General features: G+C 30.1%; 10 protein-coding genes. 5 read left to right on the top strand and 5 right to left on the bottom strand.

What is annotated here, in order from left to right; all coding sequences use genetic code 11:
• Position 1: 1 nt before the first annotated feature.
• Positions 2–1,147, top strand: coding sequence for an ATP-binding protein (locus BVC87_RS01210; RefSeq protein ID WP_075340512.1), 1,146 nt, complete (start codon positions 2–4; stop codon positions 1,145–1,147).
• On the opposite strand, the gene BVC87_RS01205 is transcribed toward BVC87_RS01210, so the two are convergent.
• Together BVC87_RS01205 and BVC87_RS01200 are read right to left on the bottom strand one after the other, a co-directional pair.
• A complete protein-coding gene (locus BVC87_RS01205) occupies positions 1,144–1,767 on the bottom strand; it encodes a DUF6973 domain-containing protein (RefSeq protein ID WP_075340511.1) in 624 nt (207 codons plus the stop codon). The two genes, BVC87_RS01210 and BVC87_RS01205, sit on opposite strands and share 4 nt — an antisense overlap.
• 79 nt (positions 1,768–1,846) lie before the next feature.
• On the bottom strand, positions 1,847–3,661 hold the full coding sequence (locus BVC87_RS01200) for a T9SS type A sorting domain-containing protein (protein ID WP_083629172.1): 1,815 nt from the start codon (positions 3,659–3,661) through the stop codon (positions 1,847–1,849).
• 213 nt (positions 3,662–3,874) lie between these two features.
• Between BVC87_RS01200 and BVC87_RS01195 the strand changes: the two genes are divergently transcribed.
• From BVC87_RS01195 to BVC87_RS01180, 4 genes are all read left to right on the top strand, one after another.
• Positions 3,875–4,570: a response regulator transcription factor gene (locus tag BVC87_RS01195; protein WP_075340509.1), complete on the top strand. Its 696-nt coding sequence runs from the start codon at positions 3,875–3,877 to the stop codon at positions 4,568–4,570.
• 29 nt (positions 4,571–4,599) lie between these two features.
• Positions 4,600–5,643 carry a sensor histidine kinase gene (locus tag BVC87_RS01190; protein ID WP_075340508.1) on the top strand — a complete coding sequence of 348 codons (1,044 nt, stop codon included), beginning with the start codon at positions 4,600–4,602 and terminating at the stop codon, positions 5,641–5,643.
• A gap of 87 nt (positions 5,644–5,730) precedes the next feature.
• Positions 5,731–7,527, top strand: coding sequence for an excinuclease ABC subunit UvrC (gene uvrC, locus BVC87_RS01185; protein ID WP_075340507.1), 1,797 nt, complete (start codon positions 5,731–5,733; stop codon positions 7,525–7,527).
• Between the two features lie 2 nt (positions 7,528–7,529).
• Positions 7,530–9,737 carry a patatin-like phospholipase family protein gene (locus tag BVC87_RS01180; RefSeq protein WP_075340506.1) on the top strand — a complete coding sequence of 736 codons (2,208 nt, stop codon included), beginning with the start codon at positions 7,530–7,532 and terminating at the stop codon, positions 9,735–9,737.
• Positions 9,738–9,798: 61 nt separating this feature from the next.
• Here the strand turns inward: BVC87_RS01180 and BVC87_RS01175 are convergent, their stop codons facing one another.
• From BVC87_RS01175 to BVC87_RS01165, 3 genes are all read right to left on the bottom strand, one after another.
• Positions 9,799–11,337, bottom strand: coding sequence for an Rne/Rng family ribonuclease (locus tag BVC87_RS01175; RefSeq protein ID WP_075340505.1), 1,539 nt, complete (start codon positions 11,335–11,337; stop codon positions 9,799–9,801).
• Positions 11,338–11,621: 284 nt separating this feature from the next.
• A complete protein-coding gene (locus tag BVC87_RS01170; protein WP_075340504.1) occupies positions 11,622–11,912 on the bottom strand; it encodes an HU family DNA-binding protein in 291 nt (96 codons plus the stop codon).
• A 142-nt stretch (positions 11,913–12,054) separates the two neighbouring features.
• On the bottom strand, positions 12,055–13,293 hold the full coding sequence (locus tag BVC87_RS01165) for a DUF4302 domain-containing protein (protein WP_075340503.1): 1,239 nt from the start codon (positions 13,291–13,293) through the stop codon (positions 12,055–12,057).
• Position 13,294 lies beyond the last annotated feature (1 nt).

The following is a 13,294-nucleotide window of genomic DNA, read 5'->3' as shown; positions in this document are numbered from 1 at the left end:
GATGATTAATAAAAGGCTACTCATAAAAAATTTGCTTTCTCATAATGATGAAAATAGTTTTTATGATAAAAAACAAAAATTATCATTAGGAAGTAAAGAAGGAAAAGCAAAATTCATAAAGCATATTTGTGCATTATCAAACTCTAACCCTGATAATAACTCTTATATTTTAGTTGGGGTTAGAGATGAAGATAATGAAATTCTTGGAGTAGATTTTTTTGATGATAGTAAGATTCAAAACCTTGTAAATGCTTATTTAATTCACCCGCCGAAAATTCAGTATGAAAATATTCCTTTTCCTGGTTTACCTAGATATAAAGTTATTGGCTTAGTAACTATTCATCCTAAAGAAAAGATATCATATCTATCAAAGTTTGCTTGGAAATATCCGAGAGGTACTGTTTTTTATAGAAGAGGTAGTAATTCTATTCCTATGCTAGATGAGGTTGAAATACCCAATCGTAATAGTAATCAAGATATTGTTGAAGGTATAGAGAAAAACTCAAGTAATAATATTCAGTTAATGCTAGATGGAGTTTTCGATTTTTTAAATAAACACAAAGAAGAATATCGGCCAAAATATCAAGTGTTTAAAGAGCAGTTTGTGTTGTGCTGGGCAGGTAAGAAAATAAAAGTTAAAGATGAGGAATACTATTCTAGAGTAGATATAGAATTGATAAATGAACAAGTACGTTTATTTTATTCTGCACTAGATGAAGTTCAAATCATTATTAATAAACACTCTTTTATCATTATTGAATATATCATGCTAGGTTTGGAGAAAAATGAAATTCGTTATCCCTTAGAAAAGACAATCATTCATTTTAAAAATAATGGTAAAATAGAAATTATTAAAGAGTTTCTATTTGAACCTCCAACGTATGACCAAACTATTATAGATCATATTTATGAAAGTAGTAATAGTATAATAAACAATATTGAAAACAATGTTCCTTTATCAGTAACGGAACATGAAGATGTATATAGATTACCTAATAACTATTTAATTTGTTATTTAAATGGTTTTTTAGATGCAAAAGAACAACTAGAAAAAGCAAAAAAATATATTAAAAACTTAGAAGATAAAACTACGTATATAAAATATAAAGATGTAGTTAGAGTACTTAGAAAAGTAAAATATCATTAAGTCCGTTTGTAATTGGAAGAGACTAAACATTTATTATTTTTCCATTTTCCTTTTAAAGAATCTTGAGAAATTATTTTACCATCACAAGTTAAAAAATTACCCTTTAGATCTTTTTTAATGATCTTCATTTTACCTTTTGTAATGGCGTTAGCTACTTTATAAATAAGTCCTTTTTTAGATGTTTTAGCTCCTTTAATGGTTAATGTCAATCCTATTTCATTATTAAATAAATCCATCTCAGATGAAATTTCATCTGGAATGATGCCTTCTTCAAGCTTACGTTTTTTATACATTAAATAGTTTTCTTTTTCGTGAGCTTTACCAAGTGATCTGGCAGCTGATTTACCAATTTCTTGACGCAAACGTGCCATCCAATAGGCATGTCTAAAAGCATCAACCTGTCCACCAGCATGATCTTTGTCTAGTAAATTTGTTTTTCTAATACTGTCAGAAACCTTATTGGCTTCGTTAGAAATCTGTAGGGCTTTTTTTGCTTTAAATGCATGAAAAATAACCCACCATTTTTTGGGAGATGATAATTTTTTAAACTTTTTATAATTAGATTGAGAGAAGCCAATACTAATCGAAAAAGTAAAAAGTAAAACAAGTACTATTCTCATAAGGTCAAATCTAAATTAAAATAAAAAAAGAGAGGTAAGTAACCCTCTCTTTTTTGTAATGAAAATATATTTTAATTAATTATCTAATAATTAATTTTTGAGTAGCTATTTTATCTAATTCTGTTACATTTAAAATATAAACACCAGTGCTAAGTTTAGAAACATCAACGGTTTCTCTTGTTCCTGATACAGAAGTTTCAAATACTTCTTTTCCTAACATATTAAAAATGGTAATATCTTTTTTCTCAAAAGAAGCAGAAGTCAATGTAAATGTCTTTTCAAAATTTAAAGGATTAGGAAATACAGCAAATCCATCAATATTATTTTCCACAACACCTAAAACTAATCCAGCTAAATTTATAGCTATAACTTGATTTGTTGTACCAGATGAATTTGTAAAACTAGAACCTAAAACTGTCATGTCAACTGAACTAGAAGGGATTGTAGTTCCAATGTAGTCAGCTTCAGAAAAATTAGTTCTAAAGCTCGAAGTTGTACTACCACTAGTAATTTCGTAATCTTTACTTGTTTCAAAGGTAGCTCCTGCATCAGTGAAAGAAACGTTTTCTATTTTTATAAGTTCCGATTCATAATTTTTAGCATTTGCTTCAAAATCAGCTAATGTAACTACTTCAGGGGTAATCATATTTCCTGTTGAAGAAGGCGCACCAGGATCTTCAGTAGGAATCAATTGTAAAACCCCACCAAAAGAACCTAATCGTCCTTTTAAACCTGTAATTCCATCATAAGTATTATATGTTGTTGTGATTGTTCCTGCACTATCATCAATTAAAATACCTGCAGTTGCGTCTTGAATATATTTTTGATTTCTTGAACTTCTAGCATACGTTAATATTACATCACCTGTAAGTTCATAATACTCACCTTCAGTACCTGCTCTTAACATCATTAAGTTAGAAACCTGAGTATATGCAGCAATTGAAAAATCAACAGAAGCAGATACGGCAGGAGATAAAGGATTTCCACTGTTGTCTACAAGTTCTACCTTTATTGTATAGTCTCCAGAAGTTAGACCAGTTAAAGAAATAGCATTGGTATCGAATTTATCTACTGGAGTTCCAGAATTAATAGTGTACTTAATGAAACCATCACCAGATCCACCAGAAGCAACATTAAAGTTGTTTACTGCAATTGCAACATCGGTACTTGTTGTACCTGGCGTTAAAACAGTATTGTTTGATGGAGAAGTGATAGCTATCGTTGGTGGTGTAACTACAGTACCATCAACCAATCTTATGTTATCTACAGCAATATCTTCGTCACCAGCACCTAAACCATCGAAAACAAGTCTTATATCTACAAGGTTACCAGTTCCTAATGAAATTATAAACTCAGAAAATGCAGCTGTTAATGTTTGTCCGTCACCTATACCATCTAAATCAGTATCTTGCATAGGAGCAGAAGCATTTGCTCCTGAAGTTGCAGTAGTAGCAAATTGTAACACTTTCGTAAAACTACCAGAATTATCGTAATCTACTTCAACATAGAATAAATCACCACCATCCCAATCAAATTTACTATCGCTAGGTTGATCTTCGGCTAATAAAATAGCTAAGTTTAAGTTTGTAGCTGAAGAAATATCAATGTCATCAAATACTAATGTTTGTATATCTCCTCCTGATCCTCCACATTCGGTGGCATCAATATCCATAGCAGCAAAGTAAAAGTTACCATCTTGTCCAGTGACTTCATAAAAAGAACCGATATCACTTCCATCCGTTCTAGTGAAAAAATCTCCAGCCCCATCATTACAAGTGATAGATGGTGTCCCACTATTTCCTGTTTCAAAAGATTCTTGAAATAGTGTTGTTTGTCCAAAAGACATAAAGCTGATACAGCAAATTAGTAAAGTTAAAAAGTAATGTTTTTTCATATTATCCCGTTTTTTGAATGCTCTCAAAATTAGAAAATTAAGCCTTTTAGGTTGAACAAGTACAGTTTACCATAATGTTAAGTATCTGAATACTAATGTTAAACTAAGGTTGTTTTGTTAATATTAAATCAACATTAAGTTAAAGTGGCTTTAACTGTTTTTGTTATTTTATCGTTACTTTTGGGTTGTTTCGCAAAATAATTACTACTGAACATGAACACTAACGATATCAAAATTTTATTAGTTGACGATGAACCAGATATTCTAGAAATAGTTGGTTATAATTTAAGATCTGAAGGCTACCAAGTTTTTACTGCTACTAATGGAGTAGAAGGAGTTAAAATAGCTAGAAAAATTACTCCTCATTTAATCTTACTAGATATAATGATGCCAGAAATGGATGGTATTGAAGCATGTGAGAAAATAAGAGATATCAAACCTTTAGAAAATGTAATTATTTCTTTTTTAACGGCTAGAGGTGAAGATTACTCTCAAGTTGCTGGTTTTGATGCAGGTGCTGATGATTATATTACAAAACCTATTAAACCAAAAGTATTAGTTAGTAAAGTAAAATCTTTGTTAAGAAGGTTAAAAACAGACAGTGTTTCTGAAGCTACAACTAAAATAGGAGACATCTTAATTAATAGAGATGAGTATGTGGTATTTAAAGGAGATGAAAAAATAACCTTACCTAGAAAAGAGTTTGAACTATTTTCTCTATTAACTTCTAAGCCAGGAAAAGTATTTAAAAGAGAAACAATTTTAGATAGCGTATGGGGAAATGAAGTTGTCGTGGGTGGTAGAACTATAGATGTACACATACGTAAACTAAGAGAGAAAATAGGTGATCATCACTTTAAAACAGTTAAAGGAGTTGGATATAAGTTTGTTTTAGAAACAGATAAATAAAACAACTAAACGTTATTTAAATCTACTTTTTGAAGAAGTTAAAAAAAACATATAAATACGCACTAACTTCTGCATTATATCTTACAATAATTTCTGTTGTAATTGCAGTCGTTTCTTACTTGTCTTTTTTTAAGACCTTAGGTGTAATAGCTATCATAATTTTTGGAATACTATTATTTATAGTTTCATTTTTTGTAATCCAATATAGAGCAGAACATTTTATATATAAACGTTTGAAACGATTATATGAAGAAATATCAATTTTGGATGTTGATGATTTGAAGCGAGATAAGGTTACTACTGATATTGATGATTTTACAAAGACGGTGCAAGAGTACGTTGAAGATAAAAAAGAGGAAATAGCTAATCTTACAGAACGAGATTCTTTTCGTAGAGATTTTTTAGGTAATGTAGCACATGAACTAAAGACTCCTCTTTTTACTGTACAAGGTTATATTTTAACTCTAATTGAAGGGGCAGCAGACGATAGAGAGATTAGAGATAAATATTTAGAAAGAGCTAATAAAGGAGTAGAGCGATTAACGTCAATAGTTAAAGATTTAGATATGATCGCTAAATTAGAAACAGATGGAATGAAGATGAAGATTGAACCATTCAATATCATAGAGCTCATCCAATCTGTTTTTGATTTATTTGAAATGAAAGCTAAAAAACGAAATATTAAGTTAGCTTTCGATAAACATTATGAATATCCATTATTTGTTAAAGGAGACATAGAAAGGATAGAACAGGTATTAATCAACTTGATTGTTAATTCTATCAAATATGGTAAAGTAGGAGGAAATACAATTGCAAGTGTTGAGACTTACAATGAGAATAAACTTGTTATAAAAATTATTGATGACGGAGAAGGCATCAAACAAGAGCATATACCTAGGTTATTTGAACGTTTCTATAGAGTGGATCAGAGTAGATCTAGAGAACAAGGAGGTTCAGGATTAGGTTTATCCATAGTAAAACACATCATTGAGGCACATAATGAAACAATTCTTCTTAAAAGTACTTTTGGAGAAGGTTCAGAGTTTTCATTCACTTTAGAGAAATCCTTGTAAAACATTTTTTTTATCAAGAGTAGGACATTTATAGCCTAAATTGTTATATTCATTAGCAGTTTATTCTATAAGTTATATCTTCGTTACATGCCTACAGATTTAGAACTTCAAGTAAAAACCCTACCTAATTTACCAGGAGTTTATCAATATTTTGATAAAGAAGATACTATTATATATGTTGGTAAGGCAAAAAACTTAAAAAAAAGAGTTTCTTCCTACTTTACCAAGAATCATGAATACGGTAAAACTAGAGTCTTAGTAAAAAAAATCGTTAAAATTCAGCATATTGTTGTAGATACTGAAACAGATGCCCTTTTGTTGGAAAACAATTTGATCAAAAAATACCAACCAAGGTATAATGTGATGTTGAAAGATGATAAATCATATCCATGGATTTGTATCAAAAAAGAACGATTCCCTAGAGTATTTATGACCAGAAGAGTGATCAAAGACGGTTCGGAATATTATGGGCCTTATACGAGTGTAAAAACAGTTCATAACCTTTTGGATTTAATTAAACAACTGTATCCATTACGAACATGTAATTATGATTTGAGTCAATCTAAAATTGATTCTGGTAAATATAAAGTATGCTTAGAGTATCATTTAAAGAACTGTAAAGGTCCATGTGAAGCTTTTCAAGATGAAGAATCGTATACTGATCATATAAAAACAATACGTAACATTATTAAAGGAAACTTTAAAGAAAGTATCGATAGTTTGCATGAGATTATGATGGGTTATGCTGAGGAAATGAATTTTGAAGAAGCACAGCGAATTAAAGAAAAATTAGATTCTTTAAAGAACTATCAAGCTAAATCTACTATAGTAAATCCAAGTATTAATAACGTAGATATTTTTTCTATTATTTCTGATGAAACACATGGATATGCTAACTTCTTTAAAATAATGAATGGAGCAATTATCCAATCTTACACTACTGAAATTAAGAAAAAGTTAGAGGAAACAGATAAAGAGTTATTGGAACTATTTATTATTGAAACACGCCAGCGTTTTAATTCACTCTCAAGAGAAATCTATGTTCCCTTTGAAGTTGAAGTTGGACAAAATATAAAGGTAACTATACCAAAACTAGGAGATAAAAAGCGTATCATAGAACTATCACAACGTAACGCTAAATATTATAGACAAGAACAATTTAAACAAATAAAAATTGTAGATCCAGATCGCCACACTAAAAGGATTATGGCACAAATGCAAAAAGATTTACGATTGTCTAAAGAGCCTAGAAATATTGAATGTTTCGATAATTCTAATATTCAAGGAACGCATCCAGTAGCTGCTTGTGTTGTTTTTAAGGATGGAAAACCAAATAAAAAAGAATACAGGCACTTTAATATTAAAACAGTAGAAGGTCCTGATGATTTTGCTTCTATGGAAGAAGTAGTTTTTAGACGTTATAGAAGATTATTAGAGGAAAATAAGCCGTTACCTCAATTAATTGTTATAGATGGAGGAAAAGGACAGCTTTCGTCTGCATTAAAAAGTTTAGATGTTTTGGGTTTAAGAGGAAAGATAGCTATAATTGGAATTGCTAAAAGATTAGAAGAGATTTATTACCCAGGAGATAGTGTTCCTTTGTATTTAGATAAAAAATCCGAAACCCTAAAAATAATACAGCACTTACGTAACGAAGCACATCGATTTGGAATTACTTTTCACCGTAACAAGAGAAGTAAAAGTGCTATTCAATCAGAATTAGAACAAATTCCAAATATTGGTAAACAAACCATAACAAATTTATTACGAAAATTTAAATCAGCTAAAAGAGTAAAAAGTGCTAGTTTAGATGAGTTAATTGAGGTAGTAGGAAATTCAAGAGCTCAAATAGTATATAACTATTACAAAAAGGAAAAGAAATGAACATGAAAAAAAAATTACTATTATTATTAATTATACCGATTTTAGCTTACGCTCAAAAACAACCAAGAGTTGGTTTAGTACTAAGTGGAGGTGGGGCTAAAGGATTTGCTCATGTTGGTGTACTTAAAGAAATAGAAAAAGCAGGGTTACAAATAGATTATATCGGTGGTACAAGTATGGGGGCTATTATTGGCGGAATGTACGCAGCAGGTTATTCTCCATCTCAAATTGAAAAAATAATCTTAGATGTAGATTTGTTATCACTCATTCAAGATAATATTTCTAGGGAAGATAAATCTTATTTTGAAAAAGCTTATCTAGAAAAAACAGCATTGAGTTTACCAGTTAAAAATGGAAGTATTGGTTTACCTCTAGGACTCTCTAAAGGACAAAATGTGTTAAATTTTTTAACTGAATTATTGGCCCCAGTTGATAATATTAATGATTTTTCTAAATTACCAATTCCTTTCTTTTGTGTAGCTACCGATATAGAAACTGGTAAAGAAGTTGTTTTGGAAAAAGGATCATTGCCTTTAGCACTAAGAGCAAGTGGTTCATTTCCTTCATTATTAAATCCGGTAGAAATTGACAATCAACTATTAATGGATGGTGGAGTCGCGAATAATTTTCCTGTGGATAGAATGGAAGAAAAAGGAGTAGATATTATTATTGGTATTAATGTTCAGGGTACTCTACTAAAAAGAGATGAATTAACATCCGTTGCTTCCTTACTAAGTCAGATTGTTAACTTTCAGATGTATAAAAAATCTGACCAGCAAGTTGAAAAACTAGATATACATATTCACCCGGATGTAAATGAGTTTACAGTGGTTTCTTTTAACGCTAAAGAAGCAATTCTTAAAGAAGGTGTACAATCAGGAAAGGCTTTTAGAAGTGTTTTTAAAAGTATTGCGGATCAACAGATAGTAAAAAAGAAAAAATCAATTATTGATAATAATACGGAAAAGTGTTTTTTAATAGATCGAATTATTCTTAAAGGAAATAAAAGTTATACCCAGGATTACATTTTGGGTAAATTAAGATTAAAAGAAGGAGATTCAGTTTCGTATAGAGACATTTCTAAGAAGATAAACACATTAACAGCGACAAAAAATTTTCAGCGGATAGATTATAATTTGAAGAATTCTTTCCAAGGAAAAAAATTAGAATTGTTTGTTAAAGAAAATGATGTAAAAACATTTTTAAGTGCTGGTTTACACTACGATCTGGTCTATAAAACAGGAGTCCTTTTAAATTATAATCATAAGAAGTTATTATTTGCTAATGATGAATTGGCATTAGATTTTGTAGTTGGTGATGATATACGATATAATTTACAGTACTTTATTGATAATGGTTTTTTACTGAGTTATGGCTTTACTTCGCGTTTTAATTCATTTGAAAGTAATGTGTTGTTTAACGAGAATAATCTGAATAAAATAAATGTTGAGTATAGTGATTTTACCAATAGAATTTTTGCACAAACCACTATAAACAAAAGAACAGCTTTTGGCTTTGGTTTAGAACTTATAAACCTGAAAATTTCATCAGATACATTCTTAACCAATGACGAAGAAACTATTTTCGATGATAGTAATTATCTAAATTCATTTGGTTTTTTAAGAATTGATACGTTCGATAAATCAATGTTTCCTACTAAAGGTTTTTATGTAGATGCTAATTTTAGATGGTTTATGTGGTCTAATAGAAATGAGGATTTACCTAATTTAGCTAATGGAAGTGTAGGTTTTAATCAATATTCTCAAATTGATGGACAATTTAGTTTTGCGACTACTTTTTGGGAGGATAAGTTTACTTTTTTAAATACTTATGAAGTAGGTTTTACTCTGGGAGAAGAGGATTCCGAGATATTTGATTATCGTCTAGGTGGTTACAATAAAAATTATATAAATAATTTCATTTATTTCTATGGGTATGATATTTCTTCGTTAACAGATCAATCGTTTTGGAAATCTGAATTCCATTTAAGATATAAACCGTTTAATAAGCATTATTTAAGTGCAATTGCAAACTACGGAAGAGCTGCAAAAAATGTATTACAAAGAGGTGAGCTGTTAAAAGATGTAAGATCTGGTTATGCAGTAGGTTATGGGCTAGAAACAATAATAGGACCTATTGAGTTAAAATACAGTTGGTCTCCAGATCATAATGATAGATTCTGGTTTTTTAATTTAGGTTTTTGGTTTTAGAAATAAAAAAAACCCACTTGGAATTCAAGCAGGTTTTTAATTTCATAATAAGAAAATTACCTTATTTATTTTTCTTTTTGTAAGAGAAATGGTATTGTAAATACAGGTAAGCATCCCTAGGTATAATTTTAATCCATTTTTTATGTCTTAAAAGCCATTTAAAACGAATAGAATTGATTCCTTTAGTAAGGTAAGCGAAAATGAAAGGATGTACATTTAAAACGATATCCTTATACGCCGTTTCACTATTTAGAATTTTATCCAATTCAGCTTCAATTTTATCAATTAAAACTACTGGAGGTTCTACCTCTCCATTTTTATTAGGATTTGGTTCACGTGTTTTAATTTCGAGTTCAGGTCTAACTCGTTGTCTAGTTATTTGGACTAAACCAAATTTACTTGGAGGTAAGATTTTATGCTTTGTTCTATCTAAAGCCATAACTTCTCTAAAGTGTTGAAATAATTTTTGTCTGTTTTCTGCAGACTTCATATCAATAAAATCAACAACAATAATTCCTCCCATATCACGAAGTTGTAATTGTCTTGCAATTTCAGTTGCAGCAATTAAATTCACTTCTAAAGCAGTTTCTTCTTGATTTTTTGCTTTATTTGAGCGGTTACCACTGTTTACATCAATAACATGTAAAGCTTCAGTATGTTCAATTACTAAATAGGCACCTTTACTCATGGATACGGTTTTACCAAAAGAAGTTTTAATTTGGCGTTCTATACCGTATTTTTCAAAGATTGGAATGTTAGATCTATGGAGTTTAACTATATTTTCTTTTTCAGGATATATTTCTTGTAAATATTCCTTAATTTCTATTTTTAAACTCTCATCGTTTGTTACAATACTTGTAAAAGAATCGTTCATCACATCTCTTAAGATTGATGAAGCTCTATCTAACTCACTTAATACTTTTTTAGGTGTATTTGAATTAGGAATTCTTTTGCACAAAGATTTCCATCTATCTAGTGAGTTTTTTAAATCTTTATCTAGTTCTGCTACCTTTTTTCCTTCGGCAACAGTACGCAAAATAAGTCCAAAACCTTTTGGTTTTATACTTTTTGCTAATTTCTTTAAACGTTCTTTTTCTTTATTATCGGTAATTTTTTGTGATACCGATACTCTGTTTGAAAAAGGAACTAATACTAAATATCTACCGGCTATTGATAATTCTGAGCTTATTCTAGGGCCTTTTGTAGATATGGGTTCTTTTACAATCTGTACTAATAAATTTTGACCTGATTTTAGTACTTCGTTAATGCCTCCGTCTTTGTCGATGTCTTCTTCAGAGCGGAAGTTTCTTAAAGTGAACTCTTTAAATTTACCTGTGCTTACTTTTTTAATAAACTTGTTGAGAGATTGAACTTGAGGTCCCAAATCATGATAATGTAAAAAACCATCTTTAGGATAACCAACATTTACAAAAGCAGCGTTTAAACCCGTCATAACTTTTCCTATTTTAGCTAGAAAAATATCGCCGACAGAGAATTTGTTGCCGCTAACTTCTTTATTCAACTCTACAAGCCTACCATCTCTTAATAAGGCAAAATCAATATCAGAAGAATTTGAACGAATAATTAATTCTGTTTTCATCTGAATACGTTTTATGCTTTTGTAAATAGATACAAAAACTGATTAAGATTTTAAGCAGGTATTTTAAATACCAAAAGAGGTTTTGAAAACCTCAAATTTCAAAGAACTTTGTCTTTTTAGAAAGTAAAAGAAAAAGTAAGTAAAACTTACTTACTTTTTCTTGTGACGATTTGCTCTCGCTCTTTTCTTTCTTTTGTGTGTAGAGATCTTAGCTCTCTTTCTTTTTTTACCACTAGGCATATTAAAAATGTTTTTAAAACTCTAAAAAGAGTACGTTAATATTTTTACTTAACAGCAACCTTAGCCTTTACACCTTCAGTAAATGTTTTAGCTGGTTTAAAAGCTGGAATGTTGTGTGCTGGAATTTTAATTGTAGTATTCTTAGAAATATTTCTACCTGTTTTTTCAGCTCTAGTTTTAATAATAAAGCTTCCAAAACCTCTTAAATATACGTTATCTCCACTCTCTAAAGAATCTTTAACTTCAGACATAAATGCTTCAACAGTAGCTAAAACATCTGCTTTTTCTATTCCTGTTTTGTCTGAAATCTTCGATACGATATCTGCTTTTGTCATTATATATATATTTTATATTGTGAGTTTAAATTTTACGAGGGTGCAAATATATGATAATTTAATCTATTTCAAAAAGTTAAAATTAAAAAAACCAAGACTTTCAAAGTCTTGGTCTTATATTTTTGCACTATAAAAGTGATGTTTATAGTATAAGCAATACAAAAGTAATAGTAGGATCTGCTTCACTAGTTAGTTCAACTCGAGTAGGACTCGTTTGATTAACTTGATACGGAGCATTATCAGCAATATAATTGACCATTGGATCAAACCATGGTACAAATTGCCAGTTTGTTCCTGGCGCACCTACAGAAACATCTAATAAAGTAGGATCTCCAATAACACCTGAAAAGTTTAAGCCATGTCTAGCGATGGTTCCACCAATCCCAAATGTTATACTTAAAGTAGAACCTCCTACATCAAAAATGTCAGATAAAGGAAAAGCAGCAAAAGTTGCATCATGAGTTGTTTTAGCTGCAGTAAATAAATCTATAAAAGCTTGAGGCACGAATCCAGGTCTAGCCGCTGTAAGCCAAGCTTGACTCATGTCAATCGGAGCTTTAATAATTTCTATACTAAACAATCCATCAGAAGATGTAAATTTAGTTTCATCAGCACTCATTGTAAACTCACTATACTCAATACCATTAACTTCAACAGCAGGACTAATAATTATTCCAGTAGGAGTATAAGCTATACCAAAATCAGGAGCAGTGCCATCTGTATTTGTTGCATATCTTGTGGCAGAATCGAAGTTAAATTTACTAACATTTCCAGCATTATCGTAACCTAAACTACCACCTGAGTTTGCAAGTACATCCATAATGGTTTGATGTGTATCTAAATTTGTCCAATCATCAGCTGTTGCTCTAGTGAATCTTATGATATTTGAACGATTTCTGTTAGATTTGAAGATAATATCATCACCTTCATAAGATACTAACAAAAACTCAAAATCACCTCTATAACCTTGACCTATAAAGTCATTATTAGGGAAATTCGCACCATCAGAAAGCTCATGAAGTACATTTCTTGTAGTAAATGTAAGTTTTACAGTAGAACCTAATGTAATATCGTATAAACTTCTTCTATTAATATCAGGATTTCCAAAATCAGAATCCATGATCACTTCCTTATTATTAAGAAAATTAAATAAAAAGGTAAAACCTCCTAGACCTCTATCAACTCCAGTGAAATAATTTATTTTCCAACCATCAGGAGATGATTTTAACGTATTTCTTAGTTCATCTATATCTTTTTGAATTCTCACTGCAGGTGTGTCGTCAAAAAGTAATTCAGGATCATTGTTATCTTCACAACCAACTATTAATAATGAGAAAATTATAATAGAAATGATTGATATATATGATTTGATTAATTTCATT

The organism is Tenacibaculum agarivorans (assembly GCF_001936575.1).
Lineage (GTDB): Bacteria > Bacteroidota > Bacteroidia > Flavobacteriales > Flavobacteriaceae > Polaribacter > Polaribacter agarivorans.
This window is presented reverse-complemented; position numbering and strand designations above follow the sequence as displayed.